General features: G+C 72.0%; 21 protein-coding genes. 11 read left to right on the top strand and 10 right to left on the bottom strand.

Annotation, left to right across the window (positions count from 1 at the left end):
- Nucleotides 1-87: 87 nt before the first annotated feature.
- Both ACGFJ7_RS25735 and ACGFJ7_RS25730 read left to right on the top strand, forming a co-directional pair.
- Nucleotides 88-1,347 carry a hypothetical protein gene (locus tag ACGFJ7_RS25735; RefSeq protein WP_392644181.1) on the top strand — a complete coding sequence of 420 codons (1,260 nt, stop codon included), beginning with the start codon at nt 88-90 and terminating at the stop codon, nt 1,345-1,347.
- Between the two features lie 104 nt (nt 1,348-1,451).
- Complete coding sequence (locus ACGFJ7_RS25730; RefSeq protein WP_392644179.1) at nt 1,452-2,453, top strand: SDR family oxidoreductase; 1,002 nt, start codon at nt 1,452-1,454, stop codon at nt 2,451-2,453.
- Nucleotides 2,454-2,652: 199 nt separating this feature from the next.
- Here the strand turns inward: ACGFJ7_RS25730 and ACGFJ7_RS25725 are convergent, their stop codons facing one another.
- The 5 genes from ACGFJ7_RS25725 to ACGFJ7_RS25705 form a co-directional block, all read right to left on the bottom strand.
- On the bottom strand, nt 2,653-3,525 hold the full coding sequence (locus ACGFJ7_RS25725) for a L,D-transpeptidase (RefSeq protein ID WP_392644177.1): 873 nt from the start codon (nt 3,523-3,525) through the stop codon (nt 2,653-2,655).
- Between the two features lie 206 nt (nt 3,526-3,731).
- On the bottom strand, nt 3,732-4,511 hold the full coding sequence (locus tag ACGFJ7_RS25720; RefSeq protein ID WP_360259570.1) for an HAD-IIA family hydrolase: 780 nt from the start codon (nt 4,509-4,511) through the stop codon (nt 3,732-3,734).
- The gene (locus tag ACGFJ7_RS25715) at nt 4,511-5,536 is read right to left on the bottom strand and encodes a ferrochelatase (protein WP_360259568.1); all 1,026 of its coding nucleotides are present in this window, start codon (nt 5,534-5,536) and stop codon (nt 4,511-4,513) included. Before ACGFJ7_RS25715 ends, ACGFJ7_RS25720 begins: the two co-directional genes overlap by 1 nt.
- Nucleotides 5,537-5,556: 20 nt before the next feature.
- Complete coding sequence (gene fabI, locus ACGFJ7_RS25710) at nt 5,557-6,324, bottom strand: enoyl-ACP reductase FabI (RefSeq protein WP_360259566.1); 768 nt, start codon at nt 6,322-6,324, stop codon at nt 5,557-5,559.
- Between the two features lie 21 nt (nt 6,325-6,345).
- Nucleotides 6,346-7,050, bottom strand: coding sequence for a beta-ketoacyl-ACP reductase (locus ACGFJ7_RS25705; RefSeq protein WP_360259563.1), 705 nt, complete (start codon nt 7,048-7,050; stop codon nt 6,346-6,348).
- An 88-nt stretch (nt 7,051-7,138) separates the two neighbouring features.
- On the opposite strand from ACGFJ7_RS25705, the gene ACGFJ7_RS25700 reads away from it, so the two are divergent.
- From ACGFJ7_RS25700 to ACGFJ7_RS25690, 3 genes are all read left to right on the top strand, one after another.
- Entirely contained in the window at nt 7,139-8,338 is a 1,200-nt protein-coding gene (locus ACGFJ7_RS25700; protein WP_360259561.1) for a sensor histidine kinase, read from the top strand.
- Nucleotides 8,335-8,979, top strand: coding sequence for a response regulator transcription factor (locus tag ACGFJ7_RS25695; RefSeq protein WP_360259559.1), 645 nt, complete (start codon nt 8,335-8,337; stop codon nt 8,977-8,979). Before ACGFJ7_RS25700 ends, ACGFJ7_RS25695 begins: the two co-directional genes overlap by 4 nt.
- Before the next feature lie 63 nt (nt 8,980-9,042).
- Nucleotides 9,043-9,918 (top strand): alpha/beta hydrolase, encoded by an 876-nt coding sequence (locus ACGFJ7_RS25690; RefSeq protein WP_392644173.1) that lies wholly within the window; start codon nt 9,043-9,045, stop codon nt 9,916-9,918.
- A 371-nt stretch (nt 9,919-10,289) separates the two neighbouring features.
- Here the strand turns inward: ACGFJ7_RS25690 and ACGFJ7_RS25685 are convergent, their stop codons facing one another.
- The 3 genes from ACGFJ7_RS25685 to ACGFJ7_RS25675 are packed head-to-tail and all read right to left on the bottom strand — an operon-like array spanning nt 10,290 to nt 13,356.
- A complete protein-coding gene (locus ACGFJ7_RS25685; protein ID WP_360259554.1) occupies nt 10,290-11,240 on the bottom strand; it encodes a VWA domain-containing protein in 951 nt (316 codons plus the stop codon).
- The gene (locus ACGFJ7_RS25680) at nt 11,237-12,244 is read right to left on the bottom strand and encodes a DUF58 domain-containing protein (protein WP_392644171.1); all 1,008 of its coding nucleotides are present in this window, start codon (nt 12,242-12,244) and stop codon (nt 11,237-11,239) included. The genes ACGFJ7_RS25685 and ACGFJ7_RS25680 overlap by 4 nt, the downstream gene beginning before the upstream one ends.
- Nucleotides 12,226-13,356, bottom strand: a complete 1,131-nt coding sequence (locus tag ACGFJ7_RS25675; RefSeq protein ID WP_360259550.1) for a MoxR family ATPase — start codon at nt 13,354-13,356, stop codon at nt 12,226-12,228. The genes ACGFJ7_RS25680 and ACGFJ7_RS25675 overlap by 19 nt, the downstream gene beginning before the upstream one ends.
- Before the next feature lie 271 nt (nt 13,357-13,627).
- On the opposite strand from ACGFJ7_RS25675, the gene ACGFJ7_RS25670 reads away from it, so the two are divergent.
- From ACGFJ7_RS25670 to ACGFJ7_RS25655, 4 genes are read left to right on the top strand one after another with little or no spacing between them, the layout of a single operon-like run.
- Nucleotides 13,628-13,888 (top strand): hypothetical protein, encoded by a 261-nt coding sequence (locus tag ACGFJ7_RS25670; RefSeq protein WP_392644169.1) that lies wholly within the window; start codon nt 13,628-13,630, stop codon nt 13,886-13,888.
- A gap of 10 nt (nt 13,889-13,898) precedes the next feature.
- Entirely contained in the window at nt 13,899-14,411 is a 513-nt protein-coding gene (locus tag ACGFJ7_RS25665) for a PH domain-containing protein (RefSeq protein ID WP_360259548.1), read from the top strand.
- Nucleotides 14,408-15,901 carry a PH domain-containing protein gene (locus ACGFJ7_RS25660; RefSeq protein WP_392644166.1) on the top strand — a complete coding sequence of 498 codons (1,494 nt, stop codon included), beginning with the start codon at nt 14,408-14,410 and terminating at the stop codon, nt 15,899-15,901. The genes ACGFJ7_RS25665 and ACGFJ7_RS25660 overlap by 4 nt, the downstream gene beginning before the upstream one ends.
- Nucleotides 15,902-15,938: 37 nt before the next feature.
- Entirely contained in the window at nt 15,939-16,331 is a 393-nt protein-coding gene (locus tag ACGFJ7_RS25655) for a hotdog domain-containing protein (protein WP_360259543.1), read from the top strand.
- Here ACGFJ7_RS25655 and ACGFJ7_RS25650 read toward each other — a convergent pair.
- Nucleotides 16,328-17,266, bottom strand: coding sequence for a carbohydrate kinase (locus tag ACGFJ7_RS25650; protein ID WP_360259506.1), 939 nt, complete (start codon nt 17,264-17,266; stop codon nt 16,328-16,330). The genes ACGFJ7_RS25655 and ACGFJ7_RS25650 overlap by 4 nt on opposite strands.
- A gap of 102 nt (nt 17,267-17,368) precedes the next feature.
- Between ACGFJ7_RS25650 and ACGFJ7_RS25645 the strand changes: the two genes are divergently transcribed.
- Complete coding sequence (locus ACGFJ7_RS25645) at nt 17,369-18,013, top strand: superoxide dismutase family protein (protein WP_392644164.1); 645 nt, start codon at nt 17,369-17,371, stop codon at nt 18,011-18,013.
- Between the two features lie 94 nt (nt 18,014-18,107).
- Entirely contained in the window at nt 18,108-19,595 is a 1,488-nt protein-coding gene (locus tag ACGFJ7_RS25640; RefSeq protein WP_360259501.1) for an aminopeptidase P family protein, read from the top strand.
- Here the strand turns inward: ACGFJ7_RS25640 and ACGFJ7_RS25635 are convergent.
- Nucleotides 19,592-20,314 (bottom strand): aminoglycoside adenylyltransferase domain-containing protein, encoded by a 723-nt coding sequence (locus ACGFJ7_RS25635; protein ID WP_392644162.1) that lies wholly within the window; start codon nt 20,312-20,314, stop codon nt 19,592-19,594. The genes ACGFJ7_RS25640 and ACGFJ7_RS25635 overlap by 4 nt on opposite strands.
- Nucleotides 20,315-20,374 lie beyond the last annotated feature (60 nt).

Raw genomic sequence — 20,374 nt, 5'->3', positions numbered from 1 at the left:
TGACAAGGATTAGTACGTTCGTCTATGGCGCGTCGGACGTCGATGCAGCACCCTAGGTTGCTGACTTTTATCACGGGGAGAACCAAAATGCGCGTTAAGCGCCTCCTGGCGGGAACCGCCGCCGGTGCCACCGCTCTGGCCTTCGCCGGCGCGTGCGCCCAGCAGATCAAGCAGATCGAGCCCAAGCTCGAGCTGCGCAACGCCGCCTCGCAGCTGTCCGAGGCCAAGCAGACCGGTTTCACGGTCAAGCTCACCGGCAGCCCCGACGACCTGGCCGCCGGCCTCAAGCTCGAGGACCCGGCCGACGTGCCCGACGCCGACACGTTGAAGAAGCTGTTCAACTCGTCGTTCACCATCGCCACCGACAAGGCCGGTGAGGGCGACAAGGACGACCGCGCGTCGCTGTCGGCCACCATCGACGGCGTGACCGGCACCGAGCTGCGGGTCGTCGACGGCGTCGTCTACGTCAAGGCGCCGGTGCAGGAGCTGGCCACCAAGTTCGGCGCGGCCGCGAGCGACATCACCGAGATGCGCCAGGGCCTGTCGTCCGAGCTGCCCGAGGCCTCCGCGCTCTTCGACGGCAAGTGGGTCTCGGTCGACGTGGCCAAGGTGACCGAGGGCGCGCTCGGCAAGGCCACGCCGACGCAGGACCCGGCTCAGGCGGCCAAGCTGCAGAGCGAGATCCAGACGAGCGCGAAGAACCTGTTCGAGTCCGCCCAGATCGTCCGCGACTCGGCCGACCCGGCCCACCTCACGGTGACCTCGTCCACCACGAAGGGGTACGAGGAGTTCAAGCGGCTGGCCGGGGTCTTCGGCAAGGAGTTCGGCACCGACGTCACCAAGGAGCTCCCGAAGGCGCCGAAGGAGCGGCCGATCACCCTCGACCTGTGGATCAAGGATGAGAAGCTGACCGCCATCGAGGTGAACTTCCTGCAGTTCATCGACGGCGCGACCGGCCGGGCCGCGCTGCGCTTCGAGGTCACCACGGGCTCCGAGATCGCGGTCCCCGAGGGCGCCACGAAGATCGACCCGAGCAAGCTGACCTCCGGCCTGGCCGGCGCCGGCGCCACCAGCCCGTCCGCGGGCGGCGGCCTCAGCGGCCTCGACGGCGACACGGCGTACACCGAGGCGCGCCTGCTCGCCCTCGACGTCCAGCTCCGCCAGTTGGAGAAGGGCAACGTCAACACCTACCTCAAGCAGGCCGTGGCCGAGCGCAACGCGGAGGGCGACGGCGTCAAGGCCGCCGTCGTCCGCGGCGGCGTCGCCCAGGTGACGGCCGACGGCGCGTTCGCCTGTGTGAAGGTCTCGGCGAGCAAGGAGCCGGTGGTCACCAAGGGCCGCTGCTGATCCGGATTCAGTGGAGAAGGGCGTCGCCTCCGGGCGGCGCCCTTCTTCGTGGGTCCGGTGCCGGAAAGCGCACTAAGCGACCTCGATCGGGGTAGTGGCTACGCATGCCTGTACCCGTACCCGACCAGGTCGTGGTGATCACCGGAGCGTCCAGCGGCATCGGCCGGGCCACCGCCCTGGCCTTCGCGGCCCGAGGCGCACGGGTGGTCTGCGCGGCGCGGACCACGACAGCGCTCGACTCGCTGGCCGAGCAGATCACCGCAGCCGGCGGAACCGCGCTGGCCGTGCCGACCGACGTCGCCGACCCGGACGCGGTGACCGCCCTGGCCGAGGCGGCCGAGCAGCGGTTCGGGCGGATCGACACCTGGATCAACAACGCCGCCGTCGGCATCTGGGGCCGGGTGGAGGACATCAGCAGCGCCGAGTTCGAGCGAGTGATGCGGGTCAACTTCCTCGGCCAACTGCACGGCATCCAGGCCGCCCTGCCCGCCCTGCGCCGGGCCGGGGGTGGCACCTTGATCGGGGTCGTGTCGGCCGAAGGTGTCCGCAGCGTGCCGCTGCAGGCTCCGTACACGGCCAGCAAGTTCGCCGTCCGCGCGTTGCACGACAGCCTGCGCAGCGAGCTGGCCCAGGAGGGCGCCCCGATCGCGGTGACGACCATCCTGCCCGCCTCGATCGACACCCCGTTCTTCGAGCACGCCCGCAGCCGGCTCGGCACCATGGTCAAGCCGCCTCCGCCCGTTTACACACCCGAGCTCGTGGCCGAGACCATCCTCTACGCCGCCGCCCACCCCCGCCGGGAGATACCGGTCGGCGGGGCGGCCGCCGCGTTCGGCCTGGCCCAGCGCTTCACCCCCGCGGTGACCGACGCGCTGCTGGGCGTGCGCCGGCTCGGGCTGGGCTCGCAGCGCACGCGCCGCCCGGACAACGACATCGACAACGTGGACGGCCCGATCGGCGAGCCCGGCCGGGTCCACGGGGCCCACCCGGGCCTGGTGCTGCGGCACAGCCCTTTCACCACGCTGATCGGCCGGCGCCGGCGCCCGGGCGAGTGGATGCTGGCCGCTGTGCGCCGGATCAACCAGGGGCGGCGCCCGGCGGAGTAGTCCGGCTCCCGCGCAGCCGGCTCCGCCAGGATGGCGACCCGCTCGGCACGGCGCACACGGCACCTTCCCGGCCTACGGCACCGCCGCCGACGGCGCCTTGGCTCCTCCGCCGCTGACGGCGCCCTGGCCCCTCCCCCGCCGACGGCGCCCTGGCCCCTCCCCCGTCGACGGCGCGTGGCTCCTCCGCCGCTGACGGGGCTCAGTCGACGATGTGGACGGGCGTTCCGGAGGCGAGGTGGCGCAGCAGGGTCCGCTGCGCGCCGGCGGGCAGGCGCACACAGCCGTTGGAAACGCTGCGGCCGAAGGCGGATCGCCGGCTCCAGGCGTGAATGCCGGTGTGCCCGTTGCGCAGCGCCGGCGCGAGTGCGTCCCGGTCGTCCGGCACCGCACCGAGCACGAGCGCGTCCAGCCCGGCGTAGACCCCGCCCACCGTGATCGTCCGCCCGAGGACGAAGGTCCGCCCCGGCGGCGTCGGGGTCCGCGGCGCCCCCACGGCGACTTCCCAGTCCGCCCGCGGCCGGCCGTCGCGCAGCCAGACAAGCCGGTGCTCGCGCCGATGCAGGACCAGCTGGTCCCGCAGCCGCCGGACCTCCCACCCGCGCCGGCTTTCCGGGATCCAGCCGACGCGGCGGTTCAGCGAGGGCAGCAGCACGCCGGCCCAGCCGGGCCGCCGCTCGACGATCGGGAGGGTCACGGGCAGGCCGCTGATCGACTTCGGCAGGAAGGCGCGCGGCCGCCCGCCCGGAGCGTCGTAGACGGCCAGCTTCCGCAGCGGCCGCAGCCCTTCCGGGATCGCCGCCATCGACGCGGGCGCCGCGTCCCGGCGGAACCCACTCGGCGCACCCCAGTAGTCGATCACCGGCAGATCACGCGGCGCCGGCCGTGCCTCGGCCACCGGCTCCGCCTTCCGAGCGGGCGCCGGCGCGACGGCCACGGCCCGCTGGGCCACCCTGATCTCGTAGTGCTCCCCCTGCGGGGCGGCGTCAACCCGCGCGACGCCCACGCCGACGGCGAGCGCCGCCACGAACACCCCGGCCGCGGCCACGCGGCGAGAGCTGGGAAGGCGCGGCACACCCCCACCCTAAGACCCGAAACAGTCTCAATTGCGCATAACGCCTGTTACGCGACATCCCTCACGGTTTGGCTTTTGGGCGTTACCGCTTACTCACGTCGCCGTGGCGGGGTGAGCGCTCTGGGCGCGCAGCGCCCTGCTCGCCCCGCCACGGCCCTCGACGGGAGTTACGGTCCGTACACCCCACCCCGCTACGACATCTGGTTTTAGATCTCGGGGATCAGATCGGCTACCGAATTCACGACGCGTGACGGGCGGAACGGGTAGCGGTCGCTTTCCTCGCGGGTGCTGATGCCGGTCAGGACGAGGATCGTTTCGAGGCCCGCCTCGAGGCCGCAGAGGATGTCGGTGTCCATGCGGTCGCCGATCATGGCCGTGCTCTCGCTGTGGGCCTCGATGGTGTTGAGGGCCGAGCGCATCATCATCGGGTTCGGCTTGCCGACGAAGTAGGGGTCGACGCCGGTGGCCTTGGAGATCATGGCGGCCACGGAGCCGGCGGCGGGGAGGGCGCCCTCGTTGGACGGGCCGGTGGCGTCGGGGTTGGTGCAGATGAAGCGGGCGCCGCCGTCGATGAGGCGGATGGCCTTGGTGATGGCTTCGAAGCTGTACGTACGGGTCTCGCCGAGCACCACGTAGTCGGGATTGAAATCGGTCAGCACGTAGCCGGTCGCGTGCATGGCGGTGGTCAGGCCGGCCTCGCCGATCACGTACGCCGTGCCGCCGGGGCGCTGGTCGTGCAGGAACTGCGCGGTGGCCAGGGCGGCCGTCCAGATGGACTGCTCGGGCACGTCGAAGCCCATCCGGTTGAGCCGGGCCTGCAGGTCGCGCGGGGTGTAGATCGAGTTGTTCGTCAGGATGAGGAACGGCTTGCCGGACGACTTCATCTTGTTGACGAACTCGGGCGCGCCGGGGACCGGGACACCCTCATGGACGAGGACGCCGTCCATGTCGGTGAGCCAGCTCTCGATGGCTTTGCGCTCAGGCATCATGCTCCTCGTCGCCGTGGTGGTGGGCAGCAGTTCACCGGGCAGTCGTCCCAGACCGGCAGCGTACCGAGTCGCTGGAGCGGGATGCCGTCGGTGCGCGCCTGGACCAGCTCGCGGACCATGCTGACGAAACGGGGGTCGGTGTTCGGCGTCGCGGCGCGCGCGTAGCCCAGGCCGAGCTTCTGCGCCGTCTCGGCGGCCTCGTTGTCGAGGTCCCAGCCCACCTCGAGGTGGTCCGAGACGAAGCCGATCGGGCTGACGACCACATCGGTGACCCCGTCCTCGGCGAGACGAACGAGGTGGTCGTTGATGTCGGGCTCGAGCCACGGCACCTGCGGCGGGCCGGAGCGGCTCTGCCAGACCAGATCCCACGGCAGGTCGGCGGCGGCGCGCTCGTGCACCAGGCGGGCCGTCTCCTCCAGCTGGGCGGTGTAGCGGCCGCCGGTCGGCCCGGCCGTCTCGGCCATCGTCACCGGGATGGAGTGGGCGGTGAAGACGAGTTTCGTGGTGGCGCGGCGCGACGGGTCGAGCGTGGCCAGGGCGGCCCGGACGGCGTCGACGTTGGGCAGCACGAAGCCCGGGTGGTCCCAGAACTGGCGGATCTTGGAGATCATCGGGGCGTCCGGGCCGACCTTGGCCCGGGCGTTGGCGATGTCCTCCCAGTACTGCTTGCAGGACGAGTAGCCGCCGTACGCGCTGGTGGCGAACCCCAGCGCGTGCTTGACACCGTCGTCGCGCATCTGGGCGAGGGTGTCGGTGAGCATGGGGTGCCAGTTGCGGTTGCCCCAGTACGTCGGCAGATCGATGCCGTGGGTGGCGAACTCCTGGCGAACCGCGGCCAGCAGATCGCGGTTCTGCTGGTTGATCGGCGAGACGCCGCCGAAGTGGTAGTAGTGCTCGGCCACTTCGGCCAGGCGCTCGTCGGGGACGCCGCGCCCGCGCACCACGTTGCGCAGGAACGGCATCACGTCATCGGACTTCTCGGGGCCGCCGAAGGACAGCAGGACGAAGGCGTCGTAAACCACCTGTCAATACTGTCACCGGGTCAGGCACCGAGCGCGTGGTAACCCCCGTCGACGTGCACAACCTCACCCGTGGTGGCCGGGAACCAGTCGGAGAGCAGGGCACAGACGGCCTTGCCGGCGGCCGAGGTGTCGTGCAGGTCCCAGCCGAGCGGCGCCCGGTCGGCCCACGCGTCCTCGAACTGCTCGAAGCCGGGGATCGACTTGGCGGCCATCGTGCGCAGCGGGCCGGCCGAGACCAGGTTGCTGCGGATGCCCTGCTTGCCCAGGTGCAGAGCGAGGTACCGGGAGGCGGACTCGAGGCCGGCCTTGGCCACGCCCATCCAGTCGTACACCGGCCACGCCTTGGTCGCGTCGAAGGTCAGTCCGACGATGCCGCCGCCCTGCTGCATCAGCGGCAGGCAGGCCACGGCGAGGGCCTGGTACGAGTACGTGGAGACCTGGATCGCCTTGGCCACGTCCTCCCACTTGGCGTTGAGGAACTCGCCGCCGAGCACGCTCTGCGGGCCGAAGGCGATCGAGTGCACGACGCCGTCGATGCCGTCGACGTGCTCGCGCACCTTGTCGGGCAGCGCGGCCAGATGATCCGGGTCGGTCACGTCGAGCTCGATCACCGGGGGCGGCGACGGCAGGCGCTTGGCGATGCGCTCGACCAGCGACAGCCGGCCGAAGCCGGTGAGCACGACGGTGGCGCCCTGCTCCTGAGCGATCTTCGCCACCGAGAACGCGATCGACGCGTCGGTGATGACACCGGTGACGAGCAGCCGCTTGCCGGCCAGCAGTCCAGACACTGAAAAACGCTCCTAAGTTGTTTAGTGACCCATACCGAGGCCGCCGTCGACCGGGATGACAGCGCCGTTGATGTACGCGGCGGCGTCGCTCGCCAGGAACGTCACCGCGGCCGCCACCTCGTCGGGGCTGGCCAGCCGCCCCGCCGGAACCGCCTTGATGATCTCCGCCTGGCGGGCCTCGGACAAGACCGCTGTCATCTCCGTCTCGATGAAGCCCGGCGCCACCACGTTGGCCGTGATGTTGCGGCTGCCCAGCTCACGGGTGATGCTGCGGGCCATGCCGACCAGTCCGGCCTTGCTCGCCGCGTAGTTCACCTGGCCGGGCCCGCCGTAGAGGCCGACGACCGACGAGATGAAGATAATCCGGCCCCACTTGGCGCGCAGCATCTTGGAGCTGGCGCGCTTGGCCACCCGGAACGAGCCCTTGAGGTTGGTGTCGATCACCCGCTCGAACTGCTCCTCGCTCATCCGCAGCAGCAGCGTGTCGTCGGTGATGCCGGCGTTGGCGACCAGCACCTCGACCGGGCCGAGCTCCTTCTCGATCTCGGTGAAGGCCGCGTCGACCTGGGCCGGGTCGGTGATGTCGCACTGCACCCCGAACAGGCCCTCGGGCGCGCCGCTGCCACGGTGGGTCACCGCGACCCGATCACCCTGCTTGGCGAACGCCTGCGCGATGGCGAGGCCGATGCCCCGGTTGCCGCCAGTCACCAATACCGTGCGAGCCACGACGAAACGCTCCTCATACCCAGGTAGGGGGTGCCGGGTGGCACCTCGGGGGCACGACGGCGCCTCGTCAGCGCCGTAACCTGCCGGGATGGAGACTATCGGCCCGGCGCCGGCGCGCAACGTCATGGGGCCGTTGCGCCGGTTGCTCTGGAGCCGGGAGAAACCCCGGCCGCCGATCCGGCGCCGGCCCTGGGTCTACGCGTGGCCGGTCGGCCTTCTGGCGCTGATCGGCCTGGGCGGAGCTGCGGCGACGTACCTCGGGGAGAACCGGAACGCGCCCGGCATAGCGATCGGGATCATCGCGATCGGCTCGGTGCTGCCGGTCGCGGTGGCCTTCCGGTGGCCCGTCCTCGCCTGGCGGTTCAGCTACGTGATGTTGTTCATCGGGTCGATGTACTACGTCCCGAAGGAGGCGTGGCCCTGGAACACCGTGCAGATCCTGGGGTTCCTCTTCGTGCTGGGCCGGCTCGCCGTCACCCAGGACACGGCGCTGACGGTGTGGGCGGCCGCCCTCACGGTCGTACCGATCTTCGCCTATGCGCCGGAGGCCAACGCGTGGGGCGCCGCCGTGCTGGTGGCGGTGATCACGGTGATGGGCGACATCGTGTCCCGGTGGCGCCAGGCCCGCCGGATGCTCGCCGAGAACGAGGAGCTGACCGAGCTGGAGCGGGCCAAGCGGGCGGTGTTGGAGGAACGCGCCCGGATCGCCCGCGAGATGCACGACGTGGTGGCCCACCACATGTCGATGATCGCCGTACGGGCGGAGACCGCGCCCTACCGGCTGGGTGGGCTGCCGGACGAGGCCGGGCAGGAGCTGGCGACGATCGCGTCGGCGGCCCGGGAGGCGCTGACCGACATGCGGCGGCTGCTGGGCGTGCTGCGGACCGGCGAGGGCGACGCTCCGCGGGCGCCGCAACCCGGCTTCGGTGAGGTGGGCGAGCTGGTCGAGACGGCCCGGGCGGCGGGGGTCGAGGTTTCTTTGTCGTACGCGGATGTGCCCGCTCTGCCGGAGACGGTGGGGCTGGCCGCCTATCGGATCGTGCAGGAGGCCCTGGCCAACGCGGCGCGGCACGCGCCGGGGGCGGCGGTGACGGTGACCGCCCGCGGTGACGGCGGGCGTCTGGAGCTCGGGATCAGCAATCCCGTGGCCGGCCCGGTGGGCGAGGGCGGCCACGGCCTGCCGGGGATGCGGGAACGGGCCACACTGCTCGGTGGCACCCTGACCGCCGGCGTCGTCGAGGGAGCTTTCGTGGTGCGGGCGGTCCTTCCGGTGGAGGCGGGCGAGTGATCAAGATTCTGATCGCGGACGACCAGGCGATGGTCCGCGAGGGCTTCGGCGCGCTGCTCGGCGCCCAGCCCGACATGCTCGTGGTGGGCGACGCCGCGGACGGCTCGCAGGCGGTCGCGCGGACCCGGGAGCTGCGGCCCGACGTGGTGCTGATGGACGTGCGGATGCCGGTCATGGACGGCCTGGAGGCGACACGGCGGCTCACGGCGGATGTCAAGGTCGTCATTCTGACGACGTTCGACCTGGACGATTACGTGTACGCGGCGCTGCGCGCCGGCGCGAGCGGCTTCCTGCTCAAGGACGCCCCGGCCGCCGATCTCATTCAGGCCGTACGGATCGTGGCCGCCGGCGAGGCTCTGCTGGCTCCCTCGGTGACCCGCCGGCTGATCGCCGAGTTCGCGGCCCGGCCCGTCACCGACCGGCCGCGGCCGGCCGCGCTGAACGCGCTCACCCCGCGCGAGACCGACGTGCTGCGCCTGATCGCCCGCGGCCTGTCCAATCAGGAGATCGCCGCCGATCTGGTGGTGGCCGAGCAGACCGTGAAGACCCACATCGGCCGAATTCTGGCCAAGCTGGGCCTGCGCGACCGGGCCCAGGCGGTCGTCTTCGCCTACGAGACCGGCCTCGTAGTACCGGGGTAGGACATCGATGTCCGGTCTGGAGGGTGACGATCGGGACCCCGTCGCCGCGAGACGTTGCGGCTCATGCGAATCCTGCCGCTCGTCCTGGCCTTGTCCACTCTTTCCCTTCCCGTCGCTCAAGATCAACTTCCGCCCCTCCACTACACCTACCGCGAGACCGCCGTACGGATGCTGGCCACCGGCTGCCCGTACGCCACCTGGGCCGCCCAGGGCCGCCGCTTCCTCGCCTTCGACCCGACCGGCGACGGGCGGGCGGTGGAGGTGCTCGGCGACCTCGCCACGGCGTCGCGCGTCGCCGTCCTGGTTCCGGGCGTCGACACCGTCCTGGCCGACTTCGACCGCGGCCTCGGCGGAGTGCCCCGGCGCGCTCCGGGCGTCCAGGCCCGCGCCCTCTACGAGCAGCTGAGCAAGCGCTCCCCCGGCGTGGCGGTGATCGCCTGGCTGGGCTACGACCCGCCGGAGGGCATCGGGCCGGCCGCCGCCACCTACGGGCGGGCCCGGGCGGGCGCCGCCGCGCTGGTCACCTTCGTCCGATCCCTGGAGACCCAGCACCCCGGCCTGGCGGTGACCCTGATCGGGCACAGCTACGGCTCGGTCGTCGTCGGGCTGGCCGCACCCCGGCTCCCGCGGGTCGGTGACGTGATCGCCCTGGGCGCCCCGGGCATCGGCGCCTCGCACGCGGCCGATCTCGGCGGCGCACGGGTCTGGTCGGCGCTCGCGCCGACCGACTGGATCCGCCGGATCCCCCAGGTGCGCCTGCTCGGCCTGGGCCTCGGCCGGCGGCCGTCGAATCCGGACTTCGGAGCGTTCGCGCTGCCCACCGACGGTGTGGCCGGCCACGATTACTACCTGACGCCGGGTAGCACCACCCTGCGCGCGGTCGGCGATGTCGTCCTATCGGGTGTTCCGCGCCACGACGGGGCGGGGGAAGTTTCTTAGCGGAACCTTAAGGGGTATTGTGCCATCCGGCCCTGACGCCGAAACGACTCTCGGGAGGTGATCGCTGTGCGAGATAGCGATCCTCCTAGTCGCGGCCGGGCCGTTCGTCAGCCCCGTCGCTGACACGTTCCTTTTCACCGCCCCGCATCCACCGGTGCCGTCCTGTCGACGGCCCCGGCCCCGTCGTGTGCACCGCGACACGGATGCGCGGGTGCCGGCCGCGACGTGACCGTGTGCGCTTCCCCTCGCCCGCCACCGCGTGGAAGTAGCCCCCGACATGAAGAACTTCGTCGCACCGCTGAGCTTCACCATCGCCGCCGTCTGGGTGGTCGTCCTGTTCGTCCTCGTGCACGGCAACCCATGACCGGGTCCTACGGCAGCCGTGAAGTCCAGAGCAGGCTGCTGGCGGCCGCCGCGAGGCCCAGCAGGAGCGCCACTCCGGCGTACCACTGAGTGACCTCGCGCGGCTGCACCCGGTGGCCGATCGAGCTGCCCATGTCCTGGTAGACCTTCTTGAGCTCGCTCACCGACGCCGCCTCGTAGAAGTAGCCGTCGGTCTTCTCCGCCAGCTGCTGCAACGACAGCCGGTCGACCGGCACCCGCTGCAGCGCGCCACGGATGTCGACCACGCCGCTGTCGGTGCCGAAAGCGATCGTCGAGACCGGCACGTTCGCCTGCGAGGCCGCCGTCGCCGCGTCCTCGATCGACCGGCCCGACGTGCGGTAGCCGTCGGAGAGCAGCACGATCCGGGCCGGCGGCGCGCCGTCGGCCCCGTCCGCCGGCACCGAGCGGATCGCGTCGAGCGAGGTGAAGACCGCCTCGCCGGTCGCCGTCGCCTCGGCCAGCGACAGCCCGTCGATCCCGGAGACGACCTCGGAGCGGTCCTTGGTCGGCGACACCAGCACGTTCGCCGACTTCGCGAAGGACACCAGACCCAGGTTGTACGTGGGTGGCAGCTCGTTGACGAACGCCTTGGCCGCTTCCTGCGCCGCCTCGATCCGGTTGGGGGCGACGTCGTCGGCCTCCATCGACAGGGACACGTCGATGGCGAGCATGACGGTGGCCCGCTCCAGCGGCTCCTCCTTGTCGACCGAGGGCCGGGCCAGCGCCGCGCCCAAGGTCAGCAGGGAGAGCAGGAAGGCGGCGGCCGAGACGTGCTTGCGCCAGCCCAGGCCGCGCGGGGCGAGCGTGCGGAGCAGGTCGACGTTGGTGAACCGCATCGCGTACTGCCGGCGGCGGAACTGCCGGAACACGTAGACGCCCGCCACGATCACCACGGGCAGGAGCGCCAGCAGCCACCAGGGCTCCAGGAAACGGATCATCGCGTGGTCCCCCGGGTACGTGCGTGTCGCTGGGCGGCCACGAATCGGACCACATCCAGCAGCCAGTCGGTATCGGTACGAAGGCGCAGGTGGGCGGCACCGGCGGCGCGCAGCGCACGGGCGATCTCGCCCCGCTGATGTGCGGCCGCCTCGGCGTAGCGGGCGCGCAGTTTCGGGTCGGCGGTCTGCACCTCGTGCAGCGCGCCCGTCTCGGGGTCGGCCAGGGTCAGCACCCCGACGTCGGGGATCTCCAGCTCACGCGGGTCGACGACCTCGATCGCGAGCACGTCGTGCCGCACGGCCAGCTTGCGGACCGGCCGCGACCAGCCCTCCACCGGCGCCATGAAGTCGCTGATCACCACGGCCACGCCCCGCCGCCGCGGCGGCCGGTTCAGCATGTCGATGAGAGCGCCCAGGTCGGCGCGCCCGGGCCGGATCTCGGTGCGGGCGATCGCGCGCAGCAGACCCTGCGCCTCCTTGCGGCCGGGCCGGGCCGGCATCCGGACGACCTCGCTGCCGGGTTGCGGTTGCGGGTCCCGCTTGCGGCCCCAGCGGGGTCCGCTTTTCGCCCGTACGCCGGTGCCGGTGCCCACGACCGCACCGATGCGGTTGCCGCCGCGCACGGTCAGGTGGGCCATCGCCGTCGCCGCGGCCATCACCAGGTCGCTCTTGAGCCACTGGGCCGTGCCGAACTCGAGGCTGGCGCTCAGGTCGACCGCCATCCAGGTCTCCAGCTCACGGTCGGCGACCGTGCGGCGCACGTGCGGCAGCGTGGTCCGGGCGGTGACCGGCCAGTCCATGCGGCGCACGTCGTCGCCGGGCCGGTACTCGCGCGACTCCCCCGCCTCGCTGCCGGGCCCGGGCAGCAGGCCGACGTAGTCGCCCTGCAGCAGCCCGTCGAGCTTGCGCGTGACCAGCAGCTGGAGCCGGGACAGCACCGCCTCGGCCCGGGCGGTCCCGGTCTCGCCCTCGGGAGCCAGCCCACTCAGTGCTGCGCCGGCCATGCCGCTCCGTTCTGGGCCGGCGCGCCCTGCGGGACCCCACTGACGGGCGCGGCGGACGGGTGGGTGCCGTTGGGCGAGGTGCCCTGGCGGGCCGCGACCGAGGGCAGCGGGACGCTCTGCATGATGCGGCTGACGATGTGGTCGGCCGGGATGTCGTCGGCGAGCGCGTCGTAGCTGAGCACGAGGCGGTGGCGCAGGATGTCGGGCGCGATGTCCTGCACGTCCTGCGGGAGCGCGTAGTCGCGGCCGCGCAGCAGCGCCAGCGCGCGGGTGGCCCGGACGATGCCGAGCGAGGCGCGCGGGCTCGCGCCGTACTGGATGAGCTGGGCCACGTCGGGCATGCCGTGCTGGGCCGGGGCGCGGGTGGCCAGCACCAGCCGGACGGTGTAGTCGACCAGGGCGTTGTGCACGAACACCTGGTCGGCCCGGCGCTGGAGGCCGATCAGGTCGTCCGGGGTGAAGACCGGCTTGGGCTCGGGGGCGCTGACGCCCATCCGGTAGACGATCTCCCGCTCCTCGGCGTCGGTCGGGTAGCCCACCAGGATCTTCATGAGGAAGCGGTCGCGCTGCGCCTCGGGCAGCGGGTACACGCCCTCCTGCTCGATCGGGTTCTGCGTCGCCATCACCAGGAACGGGTCGGGCACGGCGTGCGACTGCCCGCCGATCGACACCTGGTGCTCGGCCATCACCTCGAGCAGCGCCGACTGCACCTTGGCCGGCGCGCGGTTGATCTCGTCGGCGAGCAGGAAGTTGACGAAGACCGGCCCGAGCTCGACGTCGAACTTCTCGCTGCTCTGCCGGTAGATGCGGGTGCCGACGATGTCGGCCGGCACCAGGTCGGGGGTGAACTGGACCCGGGAGAACGTGCCGCCGACGACCCGGGCCAGGGTCTCGACGGCGAGCGTCTTGGCCACGCCCGGCACGCCCTCGAGCAGGCAGTGCCCGCGGGCCAGCAGCGCCACGAACATGCGCTCGACCATCCGGTCCTGCCCGACGATCACCCGCTTGACCTCGAACATCGCGCGCTCGAGCTGCGAGGCGTCCTGTGCCGGGGGCACCGGCGCGGCCGCGCCGTTGTTGTTCTCGGTCTCGGGCGTGAGCGGCTGAGCCACCGGTCCTCCACAGCGGTCGAAAATGCCATCGACTCCTCGCGCCGGCGTGCTGCCGACGCTCAAGACTTACACGACCGACCTGAGAGCGCGCTCGTGGTGTCGCATTACGCGCCGCCGGTGACCGCCACCATGGGTCGGACGTGTCGATCTTTCTGCGCGATACGCCGGATCGGGCACCCGAGCCGGGTGGATGCGTCACGCCGTGAACCGTGTAACATTCATCGCGTCGCCGGGCGACTTCCCCCGTGGTCGCCCGGCGCATAATTTTCCGATGAAACCCAGCCCGATGGAACCCAGCCCGGTCGAACTCAGCCCTGTGGAACTCAGCCCTCAGTGCTCCGCCAAGGGTTGTCGGGCTGAAGCGGTGTGGCAACTTCGGTGGAACAACCCCAAGCTGCACGCCCCCGATTACCGCAAAACGTGGCTCGCGTGCGAGGAACATCGGATTTCCCTGGGAAACTTCCTCGATCTCCGGGGTTTCCTGCGCGAAGTGACGCCCTTCGGTACGGCGTCGAGCGCGCCCATCTCCTAGGCTTCGAGTTGTGACCGAGCCGCAGAGTGCCGCCGTCGATGCCCTGGAGCCGTGGCCCGACACCGTCGAGTGGCGCCCGGTCTCCCCGAAGCTGATCACTGTGGAGCTGATCGTCCGCATCGCCTGGTCGCTGGTGATCGTGGCCGGGCTGGCCGTCGGCTGGGCCCTGCAGGGCCACTGGCTGTGGCGCCTGGGCATCCTGCTGGTCGTCCTCAACGCGATCTGGCGCTGTTTCGTCACGGTCCGCGCCGTGCGCGCCTGGGGCTACGCCGAACGCGACCAGGACCTTCTGGTCCGGCACGGCCTGTTGATCCGCCGCCTCTCGATCGTCCCGTACGCGCGGATGCAGTTCGTCGACGTGACCGCGGGCCCGCTCGAACGGGCTTTCGGCCTGGCCACCGTGCAACTGCACACCGCCGCCGCCGCGAGCGACGCCCGCATTCCCGGCCTGCCCCCGGCCGAGGCCTCCCGCCTGCGCGACCGCCTCACCGCCCTGGGCGAGGACCGGGCCGAGGGCCTGTGAGCACCCCCGGTCCCCACCCGCCCGCCGCCGCTCCACCCGCCGCCACCGCGCAGGAGGAGCCGCGGCGGCGCCTTCACCCGCTGAGCCCACTGCTGCACGGCGCCAAGAGCATCGCGGTCATCGTGGCGGCGCTGTCCTGGCAGACGCTGTCGCGGGTCGGCCTCGAGCGATTCACGCTCGTCGTGCTCGTCCTCGCGGTCGGCGTCGTCATCTTCTCCATCGTCGGCTGGCTCACCACCGGATATCAGGTCGTCGGCCGCGAGCTGCGCATCTCCGACGGCGTGATCTGGCGCCGCAACCGGGCCATCCCCCTCGAACGTCTGCAGGCCGTCGAGCTCCGCCGTCCCCTGCTGGCCCAGCTCACCGGCCTCGCCGAGCTGCGCCTGGAGGTGATCGGCGGCGGCAAGACCGAGGCGCCCCTGTCGTTCCTGACCGTGCGCGAGGCCTCCGCCCTGCGCGAGCGCCTGCTCGCGCTGGCCGGGCCCGCGACGGTGACCCCACCCTCCGCGACCGGGCCCGCGGCCGCTTTCGAGACGACTGCCGTCGAACGCCCGCTGTTGCGCGTCGGCAACCGCGATCTGGTGGTGAGCCAGCTCCTCACCCCGCAGGCGTTCTTCCTCCCGGTCGGCATCGCCTTCGTCGTCATGCAGTTCGTGCTCGAAGGTTCCTGGACCTTCATCGGCATCGCCAGCACGGTCACCGCGATGGCCGGCGTGCTGCTGCAACCGGTGCGCCGGGTGCTGCAGGACTGGGACTTCCGGCTCGCCCGTGACCCGGACGGCCGCCTCGTGGTGCGTTTCGGCCTGCTCGAGACCCGCAGCCAGATCGTCCCGCTGAACCGGGTGCAGGCGGTGGGTGTCACCTGGCCGCTGCTGTGGCGGGCACAGGGCTGGCTGCACCTGCGCCTGGACATCGCCGGCTACGCGGGCGAGCCCGGCGAGAGCAAGGGATCAGACCGTCTCCTGCCGGTCGGCGACTTCGCGACGGCCCGCGCCCTCGTGTGGGACGTCCTGCCCGGCGTCGACCTGGCCACCCTGGCCACCAGCCCACCGCCGAAGCGGGCCCGCTGGCTCAACCCGGTGGCACTGCGCTCCCTCGGGGTGGGCCTGGCGCCGGAGGTCTTCGTCAGCCGCTGGGGCCTGTTCACCCGCGAGATGCACATCGTGCCGTACGCCCGCCTGCAAAGCGTCCGCGTCGTGCAGGGTCCCGTGCAGCGCCGGCTGGGCCTGGCCACCGTCTACGCCGACACGGCCCGGGGCCGCTCGGGCCAGGCCAAGGACCGGGACCTGGCCGAGGCCTGGGCCCTCGCCCGCGAGCTGGCCGAGCGGGCCCGCCTGGCCCGCCGCCCGGCCCCGCTGCTCACCGACCGCCTCGACCCGTCCGCCGTGGCGGTCCCGGCCTCGGGCTCGGGCGCTGTGGAAGGCACGGTGGGCGACACGATGGAGAACGGCCCCGACGACTCCTACTGGCGACGGCCCGAGCAGTCCTAGGCCCCCGTCCTACCCCGCGCGGCCCTAAGCTCTGGACATGGAGCTTCCGGATTTCTCGCCCGGTCTCAGCGCCCGGGTGGAGTTGACCGTGACCGACGCCGACACCGCGCAGGCGCTCGGCTCGGGCGACGTGCCCGTGCTGGGCACGCCGCGCGTGCTGGCGCTGGCCGAGGCGGCCACGGTCGCCGCCACCGCCCGCACCATCCCCGGCGGCCTCACCACGGTCGGCACCCGGGCCGAGGTGGAGCATCGGGCGCCCACCCCCCTCGGCCGCCGGGTCACCGCCCTGGCCACCCTGGCCAAAGTGGACGGCCGCAAGCTGATCTTCGACGTCGCCGTCCGCGATGGCGAGGAACTCGTGGCCGAGGTCCGCGTCGAGCGCGTGATCCTCGATCGCCAGCGCTTCATCTCCAAGGCGCTCGGCGACTAGGCGAGCGTTCCCCAGCGGGCGGTGAGCTCCTCCTGCGTGGGCATCGCGACGGCGCCGCCGCGGCGCTCGCAGACCAGGCCGGCCACGGCCAGCGCGAACCGCACGTTGCGCTGCCAGCCGTCGAGGTCCTTGGGCAGCCCGTCGGCGAGCAGGCGGCGGATCAGAGCGCCCATCACCGAGTCCCCGGCACCGGTCGCGTCGACCGCGTCGACCACCGGGGCCGGTAGCGTCGCGGTGCCGTCACCGGCGGCCACGTAGGCACCCTTCGACCCGCGGGTCACCACCACCGCTTTGGCGCCGAGCCCGCGGATCCGCTCGGCCGCGACGTCGGGCGCCGCGCCGTCGTAGAGAACTTCAGCGTCGGCCGCGCTGAGCTTCACCAGGTCGGCGCCGGCGAAGAACTCCTCGGACAGCTCGCGCAGCGAGGTCACCGCCGCCCCGTCGGGCAACAGTGTGGGCCGGGCGTTCGGGTCGAACACCTTCAGCGGCCCGGGCGTGTGCCAGGCGGCCCGGGCGGCGGCCCGAAACGGCTCCCGCAGCAGGCAGATCGAGCCCGCGTAGAGCACATCGGCGCCCCTGACCGCGCCGAGGTCGACGTCCGAGGGCGCGAGCAGCGAGTACGACGGCGGTTCGCCGTAGAACGTGAAGGTCGGCTCAGCGCCCACGAAGGTGGTCACCGCCAGCGTGGTCGGCACGGCCACCCGCTTGACGCCGTCCACGCCGACGCCGGTCTCGCGCAGGAAAGTCGCGATCCGGTCGCCGAGGACGTCTTGGCTGAGCGACCCCGCGTACCGCACATCGCCGCCGAGCCGGGTCGCCCCGACCGCGACGTTGAGCGGCGCCCCGCCGATCGCCTGCCGGTAGACCACCCCGCCGTCGTGCTCGGCCTCCTGGAGGTCGATCAGCGCCTCACCGAGCACCACCGCATAGCCCATTGCCGTCTCCCTGTACTCCGCCGTGATTACCGCCAGCCTTGCGCCCCGGGACGCGCGGCGCCAGTACTCGCCCGATAAGTACCTTTTTGAGAAGATCACCCGATGATCCTCCGCGCCCTGGCCCTCGCCGCTCCCGCCGCTCTGCTCGCCGCCTGCACCAACTCGGTGGAGGTCGAGCCGGCCGCCCTGCCCTCGGCGGCCTCGGCCTCGGCCTGGGTGGTCTACCAGGGCGCCATGAGCGCGTCCCCGGCCGTGTCATGGGCGCCCGACACCGTCGCCGCCGGCACCTTCCTGCCCTACCGCCCCGACTCCCCGGCGATCACCTACGAGCCCACGGTGGTTCCCCCGGGCGCGCGGGCCGAGGTCGGCATCGCCCGCAACGCCGCCGGCATGATCGTCCGCCTGACCACCAGCGGCCTGATCCCCCGCCGGTCGTACGGCGCCCATCTGCACACCGCCCCCTGCACCGCCGCCCCGGCCGACGCCGGCCCGCACTTCCAGCACCAGAAAGACCCCAAGACGCCCTCGGTGAACCCGTCCTACGCCAACCCGCGCAACGAGATCTGGCTGGACTTCACCGCCGACGCCACCGGCGCGGCCACCGTCACGAGCGAGCAGCGCTGGAGCTTCACGGCCGGGTCCTCGCCGCGCTCGCTGGTCATCCACACACTGACCACCCGTACCCGCGCCGGAGCGGCCGGGACGGCCGGCGAGCGGGCCGCCTGCCTCACCCTGCCCGCCCGCTGAGTGGGCGGGATGTTGATCATCGTCTCCCGGGACTGCGTTCCGCCGGAGCCAGGCGGTAACGTCGGGGGCGGATCGACGATCGGAGGCAACACCCATGGCCGAGCAGGGTGACGGCAAGACTCAGGGCAAGGCGCAACCCGCCGCGAAGACGGAGTCGCACGACCCCGGCTTCCCCGAGGCGTTTCTGCAGTTCATGCGCACCGGGTGGCGTGAGGACCCGATCGCTGTCACGCCTCGCCCCGAGGTGCCGAACTACGCCAAGCGCCGGGCCGCGCTCTCCGAGGCCTTCCCCGGCGAGACTCTGATCATCCCGAGCGGCAACGAGAAGGTGCGCGCCAACGACACCGACTACACGTTCCGCCCCGGCAGCGACTTCGTCTACCTCACCGGCGACCGCGACCCCGACAGCGTGCTCGTGCTGCGGCCGAGCGGCTCCGGGCACGACGCCGTGCTCTACACCCACCAGCGCAACTCGAAGGACACCGACGCCTTCTTCCGCAGCCGCAACGGCGAGCTGTGGGTCGGCCGCACCCACACGCTGGGCGAGAAATCGACCGAGCTGGGCGTCGAGACCGCGTCGCTGGGCGAGCTCGGCACCGCCCTCGCGAACTCGGCGCCGGGCCGCACCCGCGTCCTGCGCGGTCTCGACGCGGCGGTCGACCGGGCCGTGCTGGCCTACGAGCCCGATCGCGACAAGCCCCGCGACCGTGAGCTGGCCTGGGTGATCTCGGAGCTCAAGCTCGTCAAGGACGAGTGGGAGATCGCTCAGCTCCAGGCCGCGATCGACGCGACGGTCCGCGGCTTCGAGGACGTGGCGCGCATCCTGCCGGCCGACCGCGGGGTCAAGGAGCGGCTGCTCGAGGGCGTCTTCGGCCTGCGGGCCCGGCACGACGGCAACGACGTCGGCTACACCTCGATCGTCGGCGCCGGCAGCCACGCGACGATCCTGCACTGGGTCCGCAACACCGGGGTGACCAAGCCCGGTGAGCTGCTCCTGATGGACATGGGCGTCGAGGGCGACAACTTCTACACCGCCGACGTGACCCGCACGGTGCCCGTCTCCGGTTCGTTCACCCCGCTGCAGCGCCAGGTGTACGACATCGTCCACGCTTCGCAGCAGGCGGGCATGGACGCCATCAAGCCCGGCGTGCTCTTCCGCGACGTGCACACGACTTGCATGCGGGTCCTGGCCGAAGGGCTGAACGACCTGGGCCTGCTCCCGGTCAGCGTCGACGAGGCGATGAGCGAGGAGAGCACCGTCTACCGTCGCTGGACCCTGCACGGCTTCGGCCACATGCTCGGCATCGACGTGCACGACTGCAACAACGCCCGCAACGAGAACTACCGCGACGGCGAACTGAAGGAGGGCTACGTCCTCACGGTCGAGCCCGGCCTCTACTTCCAGCCCGAGGACGAGCTGGTCCCCGAGGAGCTGCGCGGCGTCGGTGTCCGCATCGAGGACGACGTGCTGGTCACGGCCGACGGCTGCCGCAACCTGTCGGCCGGCCTGCCCCGCTCGTCGGCCGACGTCGAGGCCTGGCTCGCCTCCCAGCGTGAGGCCGGCCCCCGCCTGCCGGGCTAGTCCGTCTCCTTCAACACGGTCTCGAGCACTACGGCCAGTCGCGCCGGATCGATCGGGGTGGGATCATCCTGCTCGATCCGGCGGATGGCCTGACGGACCGCGATCAGGCTCGGCCGCCGCTCGAGCGCCCACCGGCCGGCCGCGACCTTGGGCAGGTGGCTGCCCTCGACCGCGAGATGCCAGATGCGGCAGGCGGTCAGGACCATGAAGGCCGCGTGGTCGTCGTCCTCGGTCAGGCCCAGCCAGGTGCGCAGCCACTGACGGCCTCGGTCCACGACCCAGCGGGTCGGGACGGGCCCGATCACCTCACCCGGCGGTTGGCCGTGCAGTGCCTCTCCGCCGGCCCGCGCCATTGACAGCTCGGCGAGAAGGTCGGGCGCGACCCCGGCCCGGCGCTCCACCTCGAACAGGGTCTCGTACCGCCCGACGTGCAACTCGAGAGGTGGCCGCGGTGACGGCGCCGCCGCCGTCTCCGCGAGCACGACATCGAGGTCGACCCCTGAAGCCTGGCCGCCCAGGTCGGCCTCGCGGACCACAGCCTCCAGCGCGTCCATCTGGGTGTCGGTGAGGCGATCGGTGGTCACGGCCAGTAAGTCGATGTCGCTGCGGCCCGGCCGGAAGCCGCCGGACGACAGGGAGCCATGCAGGATCACCGACCGGGCCGACGGTCCCAGAACGTCGGCGACGGCGGCCGCGATGCGCTGAGCGGGTGCGGTCATGAGCGGGTCTTGTTGCCGGTAAGCCGACAGAGCGAGCGGTCCACAAGGGCGAAGCGTAGC

The sequence above is a fragment of the Actinoplanes sp. NPDC048988 genome (assembly GCF_043197815.1).
Classification (GTDB): domain Bacteria; phylum Actinomycetota; class Actinomycetes; order Mycobacteriales; family Micromonosporaceae; genus Actinoplanes.
This window is presented reverse-complemented; position numbering and strand designations above follow the sequence as displayed.

Coding starts and splice junctions, on each gene's coding strand:
- ACGFJ7_RS25735 (WP_392644181.1), top strand. CDS start 88: ATGCGCGTTAAGCGCCTCCTGGCGGGAACCGCCGCCGGTGCCACCGCT.
- ACGFJ7_RS25730 (WP_392644179.1), top strand. CDS start 1,452: ATGCCTGTACCCGTACCCGACCAGGTCGTGGTGATCACCGGAGCGTCC.
- ACGFJ7_RS25720 (WP_360259570.1), bottom strand. CDS start 4,511: ATGCCTGAGCGCAAAGCCATCGAGAGCTGGCTCACCGACATGGACGGC.
- ACGFJ7_RS25700 (WP_360259561.1), top strand. CDS start 7,139: ATGGAGACTATCGGCCCGGCGCCGGCGCGCAACGTCATGGGGCCGTTG.
- ACGFJ7_RS25690 (WP_392644173.1), top strand. CDS start 9,043: ATGCGAATCCTGCCGCTCGTCCTGGCCTTGTCCACTCTTTCCCTTCCC.
- ACGFJ7_RS25685 (WP_360259554.1), bottom strand. CDS start 11,240: ATGATCCGTTTCCTGGAGCCCTGGTGGCTGCTGGCGCTCCTGCCCGTG.
- ACGFJ7_RS25680 (WP_392644171.1), bottom strand. CDS start 12,244: ATGGCCGGCGCAGCACTGAGTGGGCTGGCTCCCGAGGGCGAGACCGGG.
- ACGFJ7_RS25670 (WP_392644169.1), top strand. CDS start 13,628: ATGAAACCCAGCCCGATGGAACCCAGCCCGGTCGAACTCAGCCCTGTG.
- ACGFJ7_RS25655 (WP_360259543.1), top strand. CDS start 15,939: ATGGAGCTTCCGGATTTCTCGCCCGGTCTCAGCGCCCGGGTGGAGTTG.
- ACGFJ7_RS25650 (WP_360259506.1), bottom strand. CDS start 17,266: ATGGGCTATGCGGTGGTGCTCGGTGAGGCGCTGATCGACCTCCAGGAG.
- ACGFJ7_RS25645 (WP_392644164.1), top strand. CDS start 17,369: ATGATCCTCCGCGCCCTGGCCCTCGCCGCTCCCGCCGCTCTGCTCGCC.
- ACGFJ7_RS25640 (WP_360259501.1), top strand. CDS start 18,108: ATGGCCGAGCAGGGTGACGGCAAGACTCAGGGCAAGGCGCAACCCGCC.
- ACGFJ7_RS25635 (WP_392644162.1), bottom strand. CDS start 20,314: ATGACCGCACCCGCTCAGCGCATCGCGGCCGCCGTCGCCGACGTTCTG.